Consider the following 21398-nt stretch of genomic DNA (forward strand, 5'->3'; position numbering starts at 1 on the left):
AATGAGTCAATCAACTAAAAATGAACTTCAATATCGGGGAATTAACCGGACAATTTGTATAGGTTTAGGGGGTACTGGACGCGATGTTTTAATGCGAATTCGGCGGTTAATTGTTGACCGTTATGGAGATTTAAACAATCTCCCAATTGTGAGTTTTGTTCACATCGATACGGATAAAGCTGCAACACAAGTCACCGGTATTCGTACAGGAAGTACCTATCATGGCGTTGACCTCAGCTTTAAAGAAGCAGAAAAAGTCAGTGCTACAATGTCCTCCAACGAAGTTACCATGTTTGTCGAAGGATTGGAGCGGCGATCAGAATATACTCGTCATGGCCCATACGACCATATTGCCAGATGGTTTCCACCACAACTATTGCGAAATATTAAAGCAGTTGAAGAAGGTGCAAAAGGCATTAGACCTGTAGGTAGGCTAGCTTTTTTCCACAATTATCAAAAGATTAAAACAGCAATTGAAAGCGCAGAAAGGCGCACCAGAGGACATGATTCTTTATTACTGAAAGCGGGTTTAAGAGTCGAACCAGGACTAAGCATTTTTGTTGTTGGTTCTCTTTGTGGCGGTACTGGTAGTGGGATGTTTCTGGATATTGCTTATAGTCTCAGACATCTTTATGGCGACCAAAGCGCTAAAATTTTTGGCTATTTAGTGATTAGTCCAGAATTGTATGGCAACGCTCCTAGTATGAGCGCGAATACTTATGCCGCACTCAAAGAATTAAATTATTACAGCACACCAGGCACAAAATTTGAAGCATTTTATGATCTCCAAAATTTAGTTTTTATTCAAGAACAGCGTCCACCATTTGACTACACCTATTTAGTATCAAGTCAAACAGGAGGTGAATATTCAATCCTTGTTCAAGGTAAGCTATGTAATGTAATTGCTCATAAGATTGCTCTGGATTTTTCTAGTGAATTAGCGCCAGCAATTAAAGGTAGTAGAGACAACTTTCTGCAACACATGATCCAATGTGATAAACACCCGCGTCCCAATAGCCAGCGTTATTTAACATTTGGATTGGCGGCTATCTATTTTCCGCGCGATACTATTGTCCAAATCGCTTTAAACCGCGTTAGTTTAGAGCTAGTGAAATTTTGGTTAAACGGCAAAGGTCAAAGTCCAGATCCTTTAAAATTAATTGAGCAATTTCTCATTCAGTATCATTGGCACAACAACCCAGAAAACAAGGATAATTTCACGACAAAGCTAGCAGAATCGGTTCAAGAGAATAACAAGAGCTTTCGGAATACTATTAGTACTTGGAGAAATAAATTAGAGAGGCAAATTTCCGAGTGTCAAAAACGCGAGAATCGCAATGATATTCGCGGACAGTTACCAAGGGAATTTAGAGAGCAATTTCGCAAAGTTCAGCCTGGTGAAACTGAAAGCACTAGAGGAATTTGGTTGACAAGACTACTACAAATTTCTCCAAATACCACCAAGGAACTAAAAACTAATATTGATGATTATCTGAGTCAGTTACTCACGCCAACAGATTCTACTTTTTCCATTAAAAGTGTCCGTGATTGGCTAGATGCTTTGCAACATGAATTGCATAACTATCAACTAAACTTGCAAGAAAAAATCACTGATCGTGGTGGAATGAAAATCTTAGAAGATTTAGAAAGAAAATGGCGAGATGCTGAACAAACAATCGATGACATTGAACATAAAGCTGGTATTCCCCTCCTGAATAATAAAAATAGTCAATTCCAAGATGAAGCCAAAAAATCAGTACAGGAAGTCTGCAAAATTATTCAGCATAACTTTGATGTCACAGTCGTTCAAGAGTCACTAAAAATTGTTAATAATCTGCAAAAGCATATTCAAGAGAGAACAACTCAAGTTGCTGCCTTTAGTAGCTTAGTAGAAGATTTACAAAGTTTCTATGAAAAGCAAGATAGAGACTTGAGACAATTGAATTTTGATGAAATGAGCGGGGAAGCAATATTTGATAGTGAGGATATCGATCGTTGTTATCAAAATATTTTGCCAGAAGATGATTTACGTCGCCAGTTTGTGTTAGTAAGTTCGACACTTACAGAACAAACTGGTAGAGGACAATCTTTGGTAAGTTTTATAGACAGAGAACGCACTACTTCAGAACAGTTGCAAAAAGAAATTGATCTGAAAGTTGATAAATTATTTGCTTCTCGGAGTATTAATATTGTCAACTCTGTGATTAAGCGTTTTATGCAAAACTACTCTTTAGCAGTACGTTCAACTCGTTTAGCACAAGTTATGCAGGAAGCTGAACCTCTCTTGCGTTTGAATTTAACTGACCCTTATTTTCGGGAAGACCCTGCTAAAAGTAGTAAGTTAGTCGGGTTTAAGGATACAGATGAATTAGAAGTACGACAGTTTAAAACTTTGCTGACACAAGATATAGGAGTGGAGCCAAGTGTCTTAAAAGCAACACAAGCTGAAGACGAAATTTTAATTGTGAATGAGTATGCTGGTTTTCCTCTCAGACTAATTAGTAGTCTAGCAAGAATGAGAAACCCCTACCTGCGCGAACAGCATTCTCCGACATCTTTTCTTCATAACGACTATAACGCTTCCTTCCCTGATATTATTCCACCTGATGCTAGAAAAATGGAAGAATTGGAGGATGTTTTTTATCCTTGCCTAGCATTGGGTTTATTAGAAAAAAATCAGGATAATCAACAGTTGGAATTTCAATATCACGATCCATTGCGTGATAATTATACTACTGCTTCTTTAAATACAGAATGGAGTCAAGCTTTGGAGGAACTTGCTAACCGTAAGGATATGACTCAAGCTTTACAACAGCTTTTAGATAATGAGATTTCTGTAATAGAAAGAAAACCCGAACTTTGGGACAATAACTATCTACTTAGAGTCCGGCAATTTGTCAAAAAAGTGGATGAATTACCAGAAGATAGTGCTAATTATCCCTACAAAGCAGCAGTAGTTGGAACTCCTACAAGTACAGACCCGATAGTTAAAGAGGGAATTATCAATCGCTTCCGCAGAAAGATGAATGAGCGGTTTAAAACTTCCCCAACTCTCAGCACAAATATAGGAAATCAAAAAGCTATTATTGGTGAAATAGTTGTTGATTATCCTGTAAATTCTACTGATAATCGAGCAAAACGGCGTTTAGAATTGGAGCGACTAAAACAAGATTTAGCTGACGAATTAATTACTGAGGAAGAGTACGATCGCGAGAAACAAAAAATCTTTTATCAATATCCACTTTAATCTCTTTTTCAGGTTAGATAATATCCACATTTTTAGCAAGTTTTTCATATTTTCAAGGTGTTTTTGATGCCATCATTACCAGGCTATTTAATATTTATTACTATTGTACTCGTCGTTCTACCATCTATAGCTACAATTTTTCTCCGCTTGGCTCTGTACCAACATCTATTATCATTGGAAGAAAAGGTACGAAGGTTAATTAGTAGACAATCACTTGGACAACAACCAAAAATAATAGAAGAATTAGAACGAAGGTTTAGAGACGCTAGTAGAAACTTAGATCAGGTTAACACAGGAGCATTAATTGACCAACTTTACAGCCAAGAAAAAGTTTGGGGATTTACCTGTGAACAAATCGATTACTTTTGTCGTATTCTTCCGAATTTACTCTTAGCTTTTGGTTTACTTGGTACTTTTCTAGGTATCACGCTTAATTTAGCAGTACTCAGTCGAACAATCAATCAAACTAATACCAGCAATGTTAGCAATTTAGTTGCTGAATTAAAGAAACCACTAGAAGGGATGAGTATTGCCTTCACTACTAGTTTAACCGGACTTTTATTTAGTACTTTTTTAACACTATTTAACTGGTTTAAAAATACTAGTTTTGCCAAGTACAGACTTATTTGTACTCTTGAAGACTATCTAGATAATATTTATCATCCCCAAATACAAGGTGATACTCGTCTTGATAAAATTGTGAAGAGAATGGTATCCCAGCAGGATGAGTTTTTAACTCGCTTTGGTGATACTGTGCGGAATGCAGTGGAAAAATCTATAGGAAGTGTAGCAAAACAAATTGCTGACGGAAATAAAGAAGCTGCTGATTTAGCCAAGCAAGTTTATGAGGGCTTTTATCAAGCTGCTGGTACTATATCTGGTGCTGCTAATGAGTTTGAACATGCTATTACTGAATTGAATGCAAAATCTCATATATTTAAACAGTCTGCTGAAACATTTGCGAATAGTCAGTTTCCTGAGAAATTATCAGCAGCGACAGCCAATTTGACTACTATGCAAGAGAGATTTTCACAATCTGCTACAAGTTTAGCCCAGACAACCCAGTTAATTGAAACAGCATTGATAGAAGTTCAGCGTTGTAGTCAAGAATTAACTAATTTAGGACTAGATATTAAAAAGGCAAATCAAACTTCAATTCAAGTTTTAGACTTACATCAAAAAAATCAAAACTCCCTTGGTGAGATTATTCCTAAACTCAAACAAGGAGCTAGTAGTTTTTCAAAAGCCATTAACAAACTTGATAAGTTAGAGGAAAGAATTGCAAACAAAGCTGATAATTTGACAGAGTTGGTAGAAGGAGTTAAAAGCTATACAGAACAAGTTAATTTGGCAACCGAGGCTTTAGGCGATCGCTTGATTTTAAGTTTATCTCAACAAATTGGTTCTAACAACCAACAAGTTAAAATTGCTATGGCTAATTTTGAAGAATATATTAATCAGTTAGGTATTAAAGTTGATATATATAAATCAGATTTTGTAGATATAATTCAAAATAATAATGAAAAATTTACTTCTGAATATAAAAATGTCAGCGCTCTTATTGTTAAAGGAATTATTCAGCAGACAGAAACAAATAAACAAGGATTACAAATGTTAATCAATAATCTTCAAGATTTAAATAAAGATGTAAACAATATAAAAGATGAAATTTCTCGGTTGAGACAGATAATGGAAAAGTAAATAGGAAAATTTTAGCTGATTACATTGATATTAATTTGAAACTAAAATATTCAATTATGGCTCGTCGTTCACGGCATAATGACTACAAAGAAGATTTAAATATTTGGCCTGCTTTTACAGATTTAATGTCTAATGCCTTTATGATCTTGCTACTATTATTATTAATAGCCAGCACTAACTATACGATATCGCAAATATCTAATCCAGGGACACCGCCAATTTTGTTGATAAAAGATGAAAATTCGAGGTTTGATCTAGGTAGTGCAGTAATTCCAATGACAATGTTAGACTATATCAAAAATAAACTTGTACCTGATATAGAAAAAACCACAAAATCTTACAACATTAATACAGTTGAAATCATTGGACATACTGATGAACAACCTGTTAGTATTGTCAGCAGCAATTTAGACTCTAATTTAGAGACAGCAGCTAGCCAAGGGGGTTCAGTTAGTACGCTTAAAGCCGGTTCTAACGCTGATTTAGGATTGATGCGTTCCCTTGCAGTGGTTAAAGAATTGCTGAAAATCCAGCAACAAAATAAGATGCCAGGAATTCAATTTCGCGCTTATTCTGCGGCACAATTAATATTACCAAGTGGGGAATTTGCTCCCATTCCACAAGAAAAACGCCAGCCAGAACCGAAGCGGCGACGTATTGAAATTCGTTTTACGCGCTTGGGTCAAGTGCGAGAAGTAAAGTAAATAATCCATTCCCCACTGCTGGAATACTAATCAGTAATCGAAGTTTTCCAAATAATAAAAAACTAAGATTTACTCTTATCGGCTTCTTTCTGCGCCGCTTCACTATATTTCTTATATAGTTGAGTACGAATCTTAGCTTCTTGATAGCGGGTGTGGGTTTGTGGTACCGTACTCATTAAATCTGAAGCCCGTTGCCATTTAGCAGCTATCTCTAACCACTGAGTTGAGGTTGTAGCTGTTTTCCCAGATGCAGAAGCAAGGTTTGCAATTCGCACAGATATTTGAAATGGATCGTCAGATGACTCAGAAAAGCTATTGTTAGGAGCGCTGGATGGCGTTCGGGCTTTCCTATCGTTAGTATTTTCTGTAGTTGAAGATTTGGAAGTTTCTAGTTGTATGAGGTTTTTCAGTTTATTACCTAGCTGGGCATAAACAACCCAACTGAGCAACAACAGTGAGCATAAACCAGCCGCCGCTAATATCTTTGTGTTGGGTTTATTTTTGTATTTTTCTTTGTTAATCAGTACTAAAGGACGAGAAACTTGAGTTTTAGGATAATTTGGTTTTCCTAGTTCGGCTTGAGCTTCTGTGAAATCTTTAATTAATTGCTTTATAATATTAGGCTGAATTAGTGTAATTTCCTGTGACCAAAGCAATTGGTTTTCGCGATCGCTATCTATTTCCTTTAACCACAGTAATTGTTGTTCCCGAACAATCCGACTGTTGATATTAACTCGGCGAATGTGACGCGGGGCGATGGACTCAAGAATTTGGTGAATTTGTTCTACAAGGGGAGATTGCTCAAGTTGCTCGACCCTAGCCGCTTCGCACAGAAGTTGTAAAACACCATCAGAAAACATGGCTCTAGTTCTGACACCAGACTTGGCTAGCTTTTCGTTCAATAGCTGAATAATCGCCGCAACGCTCCCTTGGTGGGCTTGCCAAGCGATATCGTTGATCCGGTCTACCACCTGATATTTAGTGATAGCTCTTCCATCATGACTGATTAACGTACTCATTAATTTAAGGACTCTTTTCTACTGACCTTGATCTTGTCTTCGATTTTACGAGTAAAAAGATGAGTTGCCAAATAATATCATAAATGTGGAACAATGTAGAGTCTTATTCTCTGTTTGGCAAGAACGCTCGATCGCGCTCAGTTAATTGAACTCCTCTCACGCCTTGAAAGCGTCTAATTGCTGGGCTGAAACTACGCCTTCAGGATAACGCTCATACTCGCGGATGAGCTACCTGTTTGACATAGTATATTATGATATCTTTTCGCGTAGGCGTAGGCCGCCATAGGCATCGCCTTTAGTTAGGTTGAGTTAGGTAAATGCACTCTGCGATGGTGCGAATCACTTAGAATATGCGATCGCAAATGCCTGATGGGATACTTTTATGAATAATTCTCGCTTTTTTTGCCTTTTTACCAGAATGGTAATACTAAAAAGCACAGCGATCGTTACATTAGAAGATATATAAATAAAAATCATTGTTGATTTTTATTCCTTCGCAGTTCACACAAAATCATGAGTGCAAGTACCATTATTTCCCATAATCCCTTACTCCAAGGCAATGGTTTACCTCCCTTTGCAGAGATTAAACCAGAACGAGTAGTACCAGCCTTCAATCAGTTGTTGGCAGAACTTGACCAGCACCTTGCCACCTTAGAGGCTAATGTACAGCCGACTTGGAGTGATTTAGTAGAACCCTTAGAAAAGCTGACAGAACGGCTTACCTGGAGTTGGGGGGTGGTAAATCATTTAATGGGTGTTAAAAATAGCCCGGAACTGCGCGAAGCTCATGAAATTGTACAGCCACTAGTCGTACAATTTATCAACAAGCTCGGTCAAAGCCAACCCATCTACAATGCTTTTAAAGCACTCCGTAGCAGTGATAGTTGGGCAACTTTAGAATTAGCCCAACAGCGGATTGTTGAAGCTGCCATTCGAGACGCAGAGCTTTCTGGTGTTGGCTTACAAGGAGAAGCAAGAGAGCGTTTCAACGCCATTCAGATGGAGTTGGCAGAACTTTCGACCAAATTCTCTAACCATGTACTTGATGCCACAAAAGCCTTTAGCTTAACCCTGACAACAAAAGCGGAAATTGACGGTTTACCACCAAGTTTGGTAAGTTTAGCTGCCCAAGTTGCTCGTGCGGCTGGAGAAGAAAAGGCCACACCAGAGAATGGCCCTTGGCGCATTACTTTAGATTTCCCCAGTTTCGGCCCTTTCATGCAGCACAGTACCCGTCGAGATTTGCGTGAAAAGCTCTACAAAGCTCATATCACCCGCGCTTCTAGTGGCGATTTAGATAATAATCCGTTAATTGTGCGTATTTTGGAGCTACGGCAAGAACTCGCAGATTTACTTGGCTTTAAAAGTTTTGCCCAGTTGAGCCTTGCCAGTAAAATGGCTCCTAATGTTGAAGCAGTAGAAGCACTATTAGAAGAACTACGCCAAGCTAGTTATGATGCTGCTGTCAAAGATTTAAAAGAACTCCAAGCTTTTGCTGCATCTTATGGAGAAGAATCTCAAGATTTAAAACACTGGGATATCAGCTTTTGGGCAGAACGCCAACGAGAAGCAAAATTTGCTTTTACTGCTGAAGAATTGCGTCCCTACTTTCCCCTTCCTCAGGTGCTAGATGGCTTGTTTGGACTTGTCAAGCGGTTGTTTGGTGTTACAGTAACTCCAGCCGATGGTCAAGCTCCAGTGTGGCATGAGGATGTCCGTTATTTCCAAATAGCTGATGAAACTGGTTCTCCCATAGCCTACTTCTATTTAGACCCCTATAGCCGTCCAGCAGAAAAGCGTGGTGGTGCTTGGATGGATGTATGCATCAATCGTGCCAAAATCACTGAGAATGGTGCATCTAGCGTTCGATTGCCTGTGACTTATTTGATATGTAACCAAACTCCTCCAGTAGATGGCAAGCCGAGTTTGATGACTTTCTATGAAGTAGAAACTTTGTTCCACGAGTTTGGTCATGGATTGCAGCACATGCTCACCAAGGTTGATTATGTTGGAGCCGCAGGCATCAATAATGTGGAATGGGATGCAGTGGAACTACCTAGTCAGTTTATGGAAAACTGGTGTTATGAGCGACCTACTTTGTTTGGCATGGCTAAACATTACGAAACTGGGGAAGCTCTACCGGAACATTATTATCAAAAGCTGCTAGCGGCGCGTAATTATATGACTGGTACTGCGATGTTGCGGCAAATTCACTTTAGTAGTATTGATTTAGAATTACATTACCGTTATCGTTCTGGTAGCGATGAAACTCCGGCAGATGTGCGTCATCGCATAGCTAAAACGACTACTATCTTACCACCACTTCCAGAAGATTCAATGTTATGTGCTTTCGGGCATATTTTTGAGGGTGGTTATGCAGCCGGCTACTACAGTTATAAGTGGGCTGAGGTACTGAGCGCTGATGCTTTTGCCGCTTTTGAAGAAGCTGGGCTAGAAGATGAGGAAGCTGTAAAAGCGACAGGTGGACGTTATCGAGATACGGTACTGGCTCTCGGTGGTAGCAAGCATCCAATGGAAGTGTTTAAAACTTTCCGGGGTCGTGAACCGAGTACGATCGCTTTGCTGAGGCACAATGGTTTAGTGAGTGCGCCTGCAAACTAAACAACACCTCTGTAGAGACGTTGCAATGCAACGTCTCTACATCAACATTTTTACAAATAATCCTTAGAGTCTAAATCCTCCACTGATTGCATTCTGAATTCTGAATTCTGAATTCTGAGTTCTTTTTTAAGGTGTTACTGGAAGAATCGGTTCTGCTGCAACATCATCTAAGCGGATGCTGCGTAGTAAATTTAGCCACTCTGCTTGCAGTGCCGCATCTTGAGGATTTTTTTGACGCAGTTCAGCCAGCGTCGTCAGTGCCTCGTGCCATATTCCTTTTTGGGCATAGATTGCATAGCGCTTTAGAGGTTCTGTGGTTTCTAGTTCTTTGACTGTTTCTGCACTCAGGTTCACTCGTTTTATTACCCCTTCAACGTAAGTCGGGGGAGAATTTTTTTCTTGGTCACAGTTAATGGTGAAAAACCAGCGGTATTGTTTGTCTACTGCTAAAGCCGGAGTATTCGTAGGCAAAGAAACGCGGATGACTCCTGGTTTATCTGGTAGAGCGATCGCTTTTCGGTAAATCTCTTTAGAATCTTTAGAGTCAGGATCTTCTTGCAGTACAAATTCAACTATATATGGCAAATCTTTGGTATATGGCACATAGAAAAACCAACTTGGGTGTTCTACTGTTGTTTGTCCCCAGACATTAACTACTGAGTTAGCTTCCTGAGTAAAAGGTACTAAAGCAGTCAGGTCAAGTTTGGTAATTTTACATCCAGCCGGCCCGCGTTTCGCTCCACCACGAACCCGACCGCCAGGAGCAGGGCCAGGTGGAATTGGAGGTTGATTAAAGCTGGTAACTTGAGCCAGGGTTGTTTTAGTCTGAGAGCCATCGCTACGTGAAGAATCAAGAGTTGGTTTCGCTAGTACTGGAGTTAGGCTAACTAATAAATTTGTACAGCTAAAAGTTAATACTAAAAACAGTTTTATTGGTTGTGAATTTGAATTCATAAAAACCTTGCCTTATACGATTTTAGATTTTAAATTGGGTATTATTTATCGTAGATTCAAGGGTTTAAAAACCTGCAATCTACATCTAGCACCCATTTCTGTCGGTGTTTGTCTTGAGAAATCGCTCCACTTGGGCTTTGCCCAAGACCGCGTTTCTTGCTAAATCCTCGTCTGAGATGTCTTTAATTTTTAATTGTTAATTTTTAATTGTTAATCTCCCGACTCCCCTCCTAATCTGTTTTTGAATTATAAATTGACATCAATCCCCCCATAGCTACTAGCGATAAAGCTGACGGGACAAATGGTACCCAAGCACCTGAAATTAACAGACCAAAGCAAACTACATACAAAACGCTAGAAGTAACACCAATTGCCAACGTCAACCAAGGTAATGAAAACCTGCGCCAAGCTAGGACTCCCCCTACCAAAGACCAGCCCCAAATCCAGGCCACCTCAACCCAGAATGACCAAGCCCGCAATAACGGCCGCCCATCCTGGACTGCACTGAGAATCTGGCTAATCATGTGAGCTTGTACTAACACTCCTGGCATTTGCTCATCTAAAGGAACGCCATAGGGTGTTGGCCAGGTATCTGGAGAATCCCCCTTTGCCACCACACCAATAAGAACAATTCGGTCTTTAATGGCGCTGGGGTTAATTGGACTAGATAAAAATTGCGTTAGCTTTACCTGTTCGGCTATCTCTTTTGATGAACGATAGTTGAGTAAGATTTGACCACCATTAGCATCAATATTTTGATAGCCGCCAGTATGAGGCTTCAGATTCGGAAAAATAGTTTTATCCAGTTGCAAATTCCCTTCTGGAGTGAACTTCGTTTGAATTCCTAAAGGGCGCAGATAGAGGGAGGCAAGTTGTAAACTGAAGGCATAAGGAGCAGAACACAAGGATGTCGTCTCCTGATTCATAAACAGAAGTTGCCGACGAATCACGCCATCGCGATCGTGAATAAAGTCACTGAATCCCAAATTTCCTGGGGGGATTTCTGGGGGTGGCTTAATGCCTTTGATATTTCCTTTGCTATCACTCCCTTTGCATACACCAATCAAATTTTGAGTTTGTTGGAGACGAGTAATTAAATCTGGTTCTTTGGCAGAAAAATCACGGTAGATATCTAAGCCGATCGCACGGGGTTGGTATTGATTTAGTTTTGCCAGGAGTTTATTGAGAGATTTTTCAGAAATGGAAGCCCCGATCAAGGATTCGTTATTTTGTCTTTGAATTGCCAAATCGTCATCGTCAATTGTGATTATCAACAATCGGGAATCGGTACCTTCGGCAGGGCGCGATCGCATCATTAAGTCAAAGGTTTGAATTTCTTGATTTTCCAACAATCCCAGCCATCTCACCACACAAACCAAGACTGTAATTGCCAAACTGGGTAACAAAATTGTCCGAAATCTGCGTTTGGTAGGCAAGGGTAAATTTGGTTTATCTTCTTCAGGTTTTACAGACCTTAATTCATCCCAAGTAGGTGGCATTTGGGCTGGATTTTGGCAAATCACTGGTAGCCAAGTCGCACAGGGAAATCGATCCTCAAGTCCTTGCAAGCGTTCTCGTGCTTGGCGTACCGCTTGATATAAAGACTCACCACCTGCAAAGCCTTGGAGAAAATACTTTAAAAATTCCTTAGCAACCTGGTCTGGTACAGGTTCGCGCATGACGATTATTTGAGGAATTTGCAAATCAGCCAATTCTCGCGCTAAACCCAATCCATCACAGGAGTTGAATATCGCTAATTGCAAGCCGTTTTCAATGGCTTTCTTGAGAGCATACTTTAACTCGCCAATGGTCAGACTATCAGTTTTATTCAGGTAAATTCGTCCGCTTTCTCCATTTTTGTTACTAGAACTGTGTCCGGCAAAGAAGAGAATATCCCAGTTTTTTCCCCAGAGGTGGTCAGTCAATTCTTTACGCGGTGGTTCTACTAAAAAACTGACCTCTGCATTACTACACTGTTGCAGTAAAGCTTGATCGGCTTGGGTGTCAATCCCCTTACTGTTGCCCACAATTGCCAAAATGTTGACTGATTGATTGGGAGTGCGTGGCTTGTGAATGCGATCGTAAGATGGTGAAGAAAGGGCAATTTCAGCCTTGGGGTAGCGTTCTAACAAGTCCCACAGATGCCAGGGTAATAGCTGTAATTGGCTATTTTCGGTTTGCAAAATTACCCGTATTTCGTCCGTAGACGACAATCTTTCTAACCATTTTTCTCTCAAAGGGCGAAAATCTTCTGATCGTAGCCAGGTATTAAAGCGTGCCCGCAAAATATGAGAAGTGTTTTCGCAGTCTTGAATCATCGATACATTAGTTACCTGCATTTTGTCAGCATGGAGGCGATAACGATTGCCTATTTGCCGATAACTAGACTGCCAATGACTATAATAAAGCGGCATTTCAGGAAATGAAGGTAGCTTCCCTGTAATTTCGGTTGCAGCACGCTCGTGTTCTTCACCAATTTGGAGAGTGACAGCAAATCCCTGCTCAAAACTACCCTCTCCGAATTTCATCACTACTAACTTACCCATGACCGTCGTTATCTCCCTAAGCAAGATCGCGCCCTGTTCTAATGTCTCATAACAAGCTCCACAAGCATCTACAGACTTTTCTCAAAATCCCTAAAAGCCAGCTTGAATTTTTAATTTTTAGTTTTTAATTAACCAATTACCACTTAATAAATTACTGACAAAAAGGGAAGATAGCTAAACAATTCAAATTCGGAAATGTTCGGTAATGCTAGTATTATCCAAGGCTACCCTAACGCTAAATTGCTCTGTAGGTTCACCACGGAACTGCAACTGAATGTAATTGTCCGATCTTCGAGATTGAGCATCTAGAAATACTTCTCCCGAACTATCTAGAACAGTGAGATGAACTCCTAGTGGCAAATAGATTTGATTGCCAGTGGCGTGCAATTGGAGATGAATACTAGTTTGTTGCTCTTTTTCGGAGCTAATTTCCACAATTAACATGACTGGTTGGTTAAGAATTTGGATACCCAAATCAATCAGTTTTGCCCGTTTAGTAGTTGATTCTGGTCGATTAAGGGTCTCTAGTTCCAAAGTTTCAATACTGCGAAAGGCATAAGTTGGTCTGAGTTCTGGCGTGTTCCACAGGGATTCAATAGTTTGCCAGCCAGTCTCGAATACACCAGCAAACCACTGACTCAAATTCACTAGTGAATTCACTGGAGATTGACGCAGTTGCCATAAATGATCGATAAACGCTTCCAATGGTTGCAGTTGCGCTAAAGGCAGTGTTTCAGTTGCGACACTAGGGATAAAACCAAGTAGCTTCGCTTCTTGGAGCGATTCATCAAATTGAACTACTAAATAACCTACTCGTTCTTCCCAAGTTTCTGGAGGAATAGAACATATTTGCTGATGTAGATGGATGGGGCGACACTCCAGACGACCAATTGAGGGTACATCTAAGTCAGCAACATTCCCACAAAAGCGCATGATGGGGTTCCAACTGTCACTAGCTTGAAGATCAGTCGGAATATCCATCATCTGCAAGTAGTCATTTACCACCCATACAGCTAGAGTATTCAACCGGACTTGCTCTGCTTTTTCAGAGTTTGGCTGCTGGTTAGCAAATTGCTGGGCAGTTATGCGAGCTCTTTGGGAAATCGGCAATGTTAAAGCGAAATCGTCTAGCTGATAGGTGGAGTTATTCATAAGTCAATCTTGAGTGATCAATGCTGCTATGTTACATATCAGCTGCATTCACTAAATTTATGCCACAAAATTACAACCAATTCCCAATCAACACATAGGCAGACCAAAAGCTTGGTGCATGATAGTTGGGATGTTTCAACAGTTGTAGCTGGGCACGGTGGACTGCTTCGGCTTTGGTGATTTTGCCACTCTTGAGTTCTCGATAGAAGGCACTCACAAACATCGCTGTTGATTCATCATCAATTTGCCATAGGGAAGCTATGGTACTGCGTGCCCCGGCTCGTACAGCTGCTCCTGCTAGACCGAGTGCTGCACGACTGTCTCCTGCTGCTGTCTGGCAAGCACTCAAAACTAATAGTTCTACTATGGTTTTACCCTGACTGCGGAAGAGAGTATCAAAATCTTTGACGTTGATCTGACCATCGAAATCTAAAATAAAAGTGTCTTCAAGGCGAGAACTAAACTGACCGTGGGTTGCCAAATGCACTATGTTGAATGAAGCAGCACTAATTTCACTTTCTAAATTCTTTTTCTTAAAATTTCCATCCATGAGGCTGGTTGTCGCAACTCCGGCTTTAGTAATGCCATCAAACTCAGATTTAATCGCTAGCAATGGTGCAAATTTGGTAAATCCTGGTGGTGGCTGAGTCAGTCCTGCTGTTAGCGCTCTGAGTTGCTGTTTTACTAGCGGTTTCGGGTCTGGGAGTTGCAAACCTACGCTGAGAGCGATCGCATATTTCTCTACTAAGTATTGTTGACCATCGTAGAGTGCTGCCATTGGTAAATTGCGTAATGGGCCATCTAGAACGAATACTAGGGTATCAACGCCACTTTTTTGCAGTTGTGACTCAATGGGTTTCAGCAGCCAGTTATAAACTTCTTGCGATTGGGTTTGGACAATCTTAGTAGCAGTGGGATTGACAAGATTTCTTCGCAGTTCTACTAAGAGTTTCTCTACTTCTGCTTGGGAAATTTTGGTACTGTGGCTTTGCAGAGATTGTTTGGGAATTTTGACAATTACCTGGAGTTCGTCACGAAGAATAATTGGATAAAGGATGGCAGCCTTGGAATTATTTTGGTCTACCAATTTATCTAGGGCTACTTTTTGTCCTTGCAGACAAGCTTCTTGGAAGAAGTCGTCTAATTCTGCTAGTTGGAGTGCTTCAATGCGATCGCGTGCTTTATCTAATATTTCTTCATTTGGTTTTCCCTGTTGGGATTGTAGCAGTAATTCTACTGACTGGCGGTAGACGGGTTCTACACTGTCCCGGAAGTTGAATTGTATATCCTGGTTCACGACATCTTTATTCACTACTAAATCTCTGCGGAGAGACTGGAGAGTTTCTACAGCCGCATCATAAGCGGCGATCGCACCATTTATATCTTTGGTTGCCCACAGCAATCTACCTAACTGCCACTCCAAGCTATAGGTAATTTCTGGGGCATTGCTACTCTGTGCCAAAGCTAATCCTTGCCGGGTCAGGTCTTGCGCCTCTGACCACTGCCTAGTTTCTTCGTACAAGCTGCCTAAACTCTTCAAAGCATAAGCCTCCGCCCGCTTATCCCCTAAACTGCGGGATTGCTGGATGGCACTGGCGAGTAACTTTGCTGAGTCTTTGGTGCTGAGTCCTGAGTAATAATTATTTCTGGATGCTTGCAATACACCACTCTTGACTTTTGCTAAACTTTGTGAAAAGTTAACACGAGCGTAAATACTCGCACGGCTGAGGGGGAGTTGGTCGAGTCGGGACTCAATCAATGGCAAGAGACTTTGAACCTTTGCCCATTGTTGATCTTCAATTAGTAGTGCCAGGTGATTTAGTTGCGCTTGAATTTTTGTCAGAGGTGAGGGAGATGCTGCGACTGTTTGTTGATAATAGGCGATCGCTTGTTGTTTTTCCTGTTGTTTACGGGCATGATTTCCCAAGCTGAACAGACTAGCCCCAATATCAGCGCTAGATTGCAGATTTTGAGCAATTCTCAAACTTTCTTCTAGTGCTTGGCGTGACTTTTTCAAATCACCCAATACCAAAAGGGCATCACCGAGCGATCGCAAACTCACTGTTTTTTCTATAGAATCAGGTTGAGATTTTAATGTTTGACTAACTCGATCTAGTGTTTTGACAGCGCGGGGGTAAAACCCTTGGGTGCGCCACGCCTGTGCTTGATTGATTAGCGATCGCACCACACCACTTTGATTATCTGCTTGTTTGTAAATTTCTTCCGTCTGCTGCCAAGTTGCTAAAGCTGCCTCAGACTGTCCCATTGCCAGTTGTAGACGGCCTTGAATATCTAATGATTGGGCAAATATTGGCAAATTTTGGTTTTTATCCTGTCCTTTCAGCAAATCTAAGCTCTCTGTAATTGCCTGCTGCGCTTGACTCCATGCACCGAGTTGCTGATAAGCTAAGGAAAGATTACTCAGTGTCGCTGCTAGTTTGAGATTATCCCCTTGCTGTTTATATGCTTGGACAGCTTCTTGCAATACTTCTACAGCTTTCGCAAAGTTACCAGCACTGTATAAAACTTTGCCCTGTTGTAATAATGAAGCGGGATCAGTGGTAACAGTTAGCGATATCAGCCTGTTAATTGACGGTTGCGATGATGAATTGATTGAACTAGGAACTTTTGCTAACACCGGTGAACCGATAATGCATAGCAAAGCGATCAGGAAGTAAAAAGGCAAAGATAAAAAGTGAGCCAGTGCAGTTTTTTTGGTTTCCAAAATGAGTGATTGGCCAACTCTGAAGGGGTAAAAAATCCTGCAACATAGGGAAAATACGCGACGCCCCAGCCCCTTTTGTCTTTTAGCTTTTACAGAATTAGCGCCAAAAATCCTAGTTGTTTTAGCCATAACCACGACAAGAGGTAGATGATAACCAGGAGCGTACAGGATGAACTATAAGGACTTCCAAATAAAAAAATATCCAATTCACTCTTGTGGGGTGGGCGACACGATAGCCCAGTCTATATGGCGGGCAGGATGCCCACCCCACAATATTGGATAATTTATTTCTTGGAGTTCCATAGCTGCTTGGGCTACCACAGTAATAGTACCATTCCTCTCTCTCACCTATCCCTGAGCTTCCACAATCTTATTTATCACCAAAGAGTGAGTTTCTCGGCTGAAAATGGAAAGATTCAACAATACTACTTCTTACTCAAGACTCAACGCCCCGCTACTGCTAACAACACTCATCACCCATCATAATAATCCCTCCAGTTCTGCGAATTTACGCAAACGCGGTAGACATTGGCGCTGATAAAAACTGCTTAATGTGGGAATTGACAACCCAAATTCTTCAGATAATTCTCTCCAGCTAACTTCCGGGGGTAAGCGTTTGAGAATTAACACCTGACAATTCACATCTGGACGCCCTTTAATGTAAATACCGCGCAGTTCTCCATTAGAATCTGTCTGCGCCCATATCTCCAAATCTTCCAGAATTGGAGGTGCTTGGGGACTAGCCGGGAGGTTATCTATAGGATCAATGGCTTCACTTATTCCACCTGATGTAGACTGACGAATTCTCTGAGGAACTGTTGTGGCTTGTTCCCGATTCTGGTTAAGGTAAAAGTCTTGTAGTCTCCTTCTTAGGTAGGCATTCAGCCAAGTTATGATACTGCCATAATTGGGATCGTAGATTTGACCTGTCAAACCTTCACAAACATTGCGACAGAAATACAACCAAGTTTGTTGTAGTGCATCTTGATAGTAGGGAGTAGTTTCTCTCCAGAGTCTACTTGCTGTCAAGCGAATAATTTGCGTGAGCAACTTCTGACGCTGAGGGCTTCCAGGTTTGTGTCCACAGGCTTCTGTAACTAAGCGGCGTAGCTGTTCATCGAATGGAACCATGACAATCTTGGCGAAGAAAGCAAGAATATCTTAGTATTGCGTATAACAACACGCTAAAGAATTACCTTTCGTCAAGATGGGATATCTTTTTCAATGGGAGTATCGCATCTCGTCTCCTAGCTGAACTGGAAAGATGAAGAAGAATTCAGGAGTCAGAATTCAGAATTCAGAATTCAGAAGTCAGAATAAAAATGCGACGCCCGAATACTCGGTATCATAGACTCGCTCTAAGCGGAGTTATACTGTTCGCGTTATGTTGCGATAAAAAGTTATCCAAAAGCTGCTGCATCCAAACAAAATTAAGGCCGTCACGCCAATTATCCAACCAAGATAACCCAATACAGTTCAGAATGAGCAACAAAACACTTGTAGAGACGGCGATTTATCGCGTCTCAAAACCCCAAAGTTGTTGCCAGTAGCCCTTAAGTAAACCGTATTGCCAGATAACCAAGCTGATTCAATTTTTTCCTCATACCAGCAAAAAAGTTTTCACTGTGAGTATTTTAGATTGCATAATTAGCAATATTATTCACTACGATTATTAGACCTAAATGTATAGCATAAATATTGTAAAGCTATTCACAAAAAGAACGATCGCATTCCAAGAAAAAGAATGGTTATTTAGCTTACTGGTAATATCTTTAGTCCTTTGGCTGATATTTTTAGGAAACTCCCCTTTACGAGATTGGGATGAAGGTACTTACGCTCTAGTCGCTAGAGAAATTTATCGTACTGGTAACTGGCTTTATCCAACTATTCAAGGAGAACCATTTTTACTAAAACCGCCTTTGATGCAATGGTTAATTGCTTGCTGCTACCACTTAGGAGGAGTACAAGAATTCACCACACGCTTACCTGGTGCGGTTTTAACTGCCTTGGGAGTGCCTTTGCTTTACTTGGTGGGGCGTTTGGCCTTTAAGCAAAGTTTACCGGCTCTATTTGCTGCTTTAGTTTACTTGACAATGTTGCCTGTGGTGCGTCATGGACGACTAGCAATGTTAGATGGGATGACTATTTCTTTTTTCTTGCTGTTGTTGTTTTGTCTTTTGAAGGCACGTCAGAACCGAAAATATGCTCTAGGGGTGGGATTTTGTCTGGGGTTAATTATTCTGACTAAGGGAATGATAGTTTTGCTGTTGGGGGCGATCGCCTGTTTATTTTTGCTTGCCGATCGACAATTAGCTTTGTTAAAAAGTCCCTATCTCTGGGTGGGAATTTTGTTAGGAAATGCCCCGGCGATCGCCTGGTATATTGCTCAGTGGCAACATTATGGGAATACTTTTTTAGAAGTGCATTTTCAAGCACAAGCTTTTGACCGCCTGGTACAATCTGTTGAAGGTAATAGCGGGCCTGTTTGGTACTATTTATTGGAATTACTTAAATATGGTTTTCCCTGGCTATTATTTTTACCTGGAGGGCTTTATCTAGCTTGGAAAGAACGTCATCATACTTGGGGTTCTCTAGTTCTATTAGGTACAATTATTTACTTAGGAACTATTTCTTTGATGAGAACTAAACTACCCTGGTATATCATGCCTGTATATCCATTTTTAGCTTTAGCAATTGGTGCTAGATTTAGCGAAATTTGGCAACACGGTAATTTTCGGGTAAGAACTTGGACTATATTTCTGACTATTATTGCTGTTGCTGGTTTAGGAGGTTGTGTTTACTTTTATCTGAAAAAGCAGCCTATTTTGATAGTCATGAGTATTATTTTAACAATAAGTATGGGTATTACAGCATGGCTAATTAAAAAGCGCGATCGCAACTTTATTCCAGTGTTATTTACAGGGATGTATTTAGTTTTAACCCTGTTGGTAAGTTCGCAATCTTGGATTTGGGAATTAAAGGAAGCTTTTCCAGTTAAACCAGTTGCAGACTTAATTCGGGCAAATGTTTTACCAGGAACACAAATTTATACTTCTTTTGCTTATGGGCGTCCTAGCTTGGACTTTTACAGCGATTGCAAGGTAACTGCTGCAACTGTACCAATTCTACAAAAAATGTTATCTAATAAATCTTATTTACTGTTAGATGATGTAACTTTAAAGCAAATCAATTTATTTGACCATCAGGTTCTAGGCACTGCTGATAAATTTACTCTTATTTCATCATCAATTAAATGATATATGATAGCGATTTTTGAAAAAAGTATCCAAGATAGTTATATTGATGAATATGATTTTAACTAACTATTTTTTTAAAAAGATATACATCATCTTGTTGATATTCTAAGCTGAATTTAGACTGATTTTGCAAAATGTTTACTAACCTTGAAAGAGATTCTGAACTTGCAGCCCAACCTGGATGGCGGACATTGAGCAAGATATAGTGAAACTTATTCAACTCAGCAATGTCTTGAGAAGGATTATATTTAAAACTAATCAACTGTCTATGAGTTAAATGTGGAGTAATTATATCTGTAGTTAGAACACTATCTTTAGTTTTAACTAGAGTGATCGCCTCTTTTGTGGCTGGCAAATTATCCAGATGATGGAGATATCTTGAGCTAAAGAACCCATATTTACCTAAAACTAAAAACCAAACTAAAGACCACAAAACAATTGCTCGTCTTTTTGGTAGCCATGCTTTACCTGCTGCTAGGCTGGCAATTCCGACTAAAATAAGAAATGGAATTGCTGGTAAAGAGTAATGTAAAACTAGGTTTTTTTGCGAAGGATGATCGGCAAGTAAATTTAGTGTTACACAAGGAATTATACTTATCAAAGGTATGATATATTGTGGTTTTAAAGCCCAAATAACAGGTAATAATAAAAAAAACAAATATTCTAAATTTAGAATTGAAAAAAGGTTGTTAAAAAGGATTTTCGGTTGGAATAGTAAGATTTGTAGCATTTCGGAAAAGGAGTTTCCCAAATAGCTATAGCGATAAAGATGACGGTTAAGTAACGCTGCTTCACCACCAAAATGAGGGATGATAATCCAGTTAGCAATCAAAAACCATATTGTCCCACTAATAATAGCGATCGCACCATACAAACGCCGCTTTTCAAACAAGAGTAGCCAAATCCCCATAGCCACTACAGTCAGGGATAATACGGCCTTACAACCCAATACCAAAAGAATACTAACGCCAAACCAAGCTATTTTTCTCGATCTAGCAGCCAAAACTGCTGTTAAAAGTGCGGGGACTGCGATCGGATCTGGGTGAAAATCACATAGATTGCTATTGTAAACCACCGGATACATTAGATATACAGCCATCATCGCAACTGCTAAATTTTCTTTTAAACCTGCTTGCAGCGCCAGAAAATATGTAGGTAAAGCACCTAACGCTAAAGCAACAGACTGTACTGCAAACAGCCAATAAACGCTAGGGTAAATTTTGTATAGTAAAGCCAAAGGATATAAAATCCAAGCAGCATGATCGGCTAAAACATGAAAACCAATTACAGAAGAAACTGGCGGTAGTCCTTGACTAATTAGGTAAATTCCTTGGTCAAAAAATGCTAAATCCCCAGAAGAATTAAATAATTCGTGTCGTAAACTGCTGGAGATAAATAAAATTAAGGTACTAATGCCGATAATTGCTCTGATCTTATTCATTTTTGGCAGTTGTTCTGTTAATAAAATCCT

13 protein-coding genes are annotated in these 21398 nt (G+C 40.1%); 5 read left to right on the forward strand and 8 right to left on the reverse strand.

All coding sequences use genetic code 11. The features are described 5' to 3' along the window. Nucleotide 1: 1 nt before the first annotated feature. The 3 genes from V7L31_RS16075 (at nt 2) to V7L31_RS16085 (ending at nt 5652) form a co-directional block, all read left to right on the forward strand. Nucleotides 2-3247 (forward strand): tubulin-like doman-containing protein, encoded by a 3246-nt coding sequence (locus V7L31_RS16075; protein ID WP_334697151.1) that lies wholly within the window; start codon nt 2-4, stop codon nt 3245-3247. A 66-nt stretch (nt 3248-3313) separates the two neighbouring features. Continuing rightward, a complete protein-coding gene (locus V7L31_RS16080) occupies nt 3314-4948 on the forward strand; it encodes a hypothetical protein (RefSeq protein ID WP_334697152.1) in 1635 nt (544 codons plus the stop codon). Between the two features lie 56 nt (nt 4949-5004). Continuing rightward, nucleotides 5005-5652: a flagellar motor protein gene (locus V7L31_RS16085; RefSeq protein ID WP_334697153.1), complete on the forward strand. Its 648-nt coding sequence runs from the start codon at nt 5005-5007 to the stop codon at nt 5650-5652. Nucleotides 5653-5714: 62 nt separating this feature from the next. Here V7L31_RS16085 and V7L31_RS16090 read toward each other — a convergent pair whose 3' ends face one another. Then, nucleotides 5715-6671 carry a hypothetical protein gene (locus V7L31_RS16090; RefSeq protein WP_334697154.1) on the reverse strand — a complete coding sequence of 319 codons (957 nt, stop codon included), beginning with the start codon at nt 6669-6671 and terminating at the stop codon, nt 5715-5717. 339 nt (nt 6672-7010) lie between these two features. After that, nucleotides 7011-7148, reverse strand: coding sequence for a hypothetical protein (locus tag V7L31_RS16095; RefSeq protein WP_334697155.1), 138 nt, complete (start codon nt 7146-7148; stop codon nt 7011-7013). A 36-nt stretch (nt 7149-7184) separates the two neighbouring features. Between V7L31_RS16095 and V7L31_RS16100 the strand changes: the two genes are divergently transcribed. Further along, nucleotides 7185-9293 (forward strand): M3 family metallopeptidase, encoded by a 2109-nt coding sequence (locus V7L31_RS16100; RefSeq protein WP_334697156.1) that lies wholly within the window; start codon nt 7185-7187, stop codon nt 9291-9293. Nucleotides 9294-9419: 126 nt separating this feature from the next. On the opposite strand, the gene V7L31_RS16105 is transcribed toward V7L31_RS16100, so the two are convergent. The 5 genes from V7L31_RS16105 to V7L31_RS16125 form a co-directional block, all read right to left on the reverse strand. After that, a complete protein-coding gene (locus V7L31_RS16105) occupies nt 9420-10247 on the reverse strand; it encodes a DUF928 domain-containing protein (protein ID WP_334697157.1) in 828 nt (275 codons plus the stop codon). A 230-nt stretch (nt 10248-10477) separates the two neighbouring features. After that, a complete protein-coding gene (locus V7L31_RS16110) occupies nt 10478-12793 on the reverse strand; it encodes a CHASE2 domain-containing protein (RefSeq protein ID WP_334697158.1) in 2316 nt (771 codons plus the stop codon). A gap of 183 nt (nt 12794-12976) precedes the next feature. Further along, a complete protein-coding gene (locus tag V7L31_RS16115; protein WP_334697159.1) occupies nt 12977-13945 on the reverse strand; it encodes a DUF1822 family protein in 969 nt (322 codons plus the stop codon). 70 nt (nt 13946-14015) lie between these two features. Further along, nucleotides 14016-16670: a CHAT domain-containing protein gene (locus tag V7L31_RS16120; RefSeq protein WP_442944433.1), complete on the reverse strand. Its 2655-nt coding sequence runs from the start codon at nt 16668-16670 to the stop codon at nt 14016-14018. Nucleotides 16671-17150: 480 nt separating this feature from the next. Then, entirely contained in the window at nt 17151-17801 is a 651-nt protein-coding gene (locus tag V7L31_RS16125) for a sigma-70 family RNA polymerase sigma factor (protein ID WP_334697161.1), read from the reverse strand. Nucleotides 17802-18352: 551 nt separating this feature from the next. Here V7L31_RS16125 and V7L31_RS16130 point away from each other — a divergent pair. Continuing rightward, complete coding sequence (locus tag V7L31_RS16130) at nt 18353-19927, forward strand: ArnT family glycosyltransferase (protein ID WP_334697162.1); 1575 nt, start codon at nt 18353-18355, stop codon at nt 19925-19927. Between the two features lie 58 nt (nt 19928-19985). Here V7L31_RS16130 and V7L31_RS16135 read toward each other — a convergent pair whose 3' ends face one another. Then, nucleotides 19986-21368, reverse strand: coding sequence for a DUF2079 domain-containing protein (locus tag V7L31_RS16135; protein WP_334697163.1), 1383 nt, complete (start codon nt 21366-21368; stop codon nt 19986-19988). Nucleotides 21369-21398 lie beyond the last annotated feature (30 nt).

It is taken from the genome of Nostoc sp. (assembly GCF_036916655.1).
Taxonomy (GTDB): Bacteria; Cyanobacteriota; Cyanobacteriia; order Cyanobacteriales; family Nostocaceae; genus Nostoc.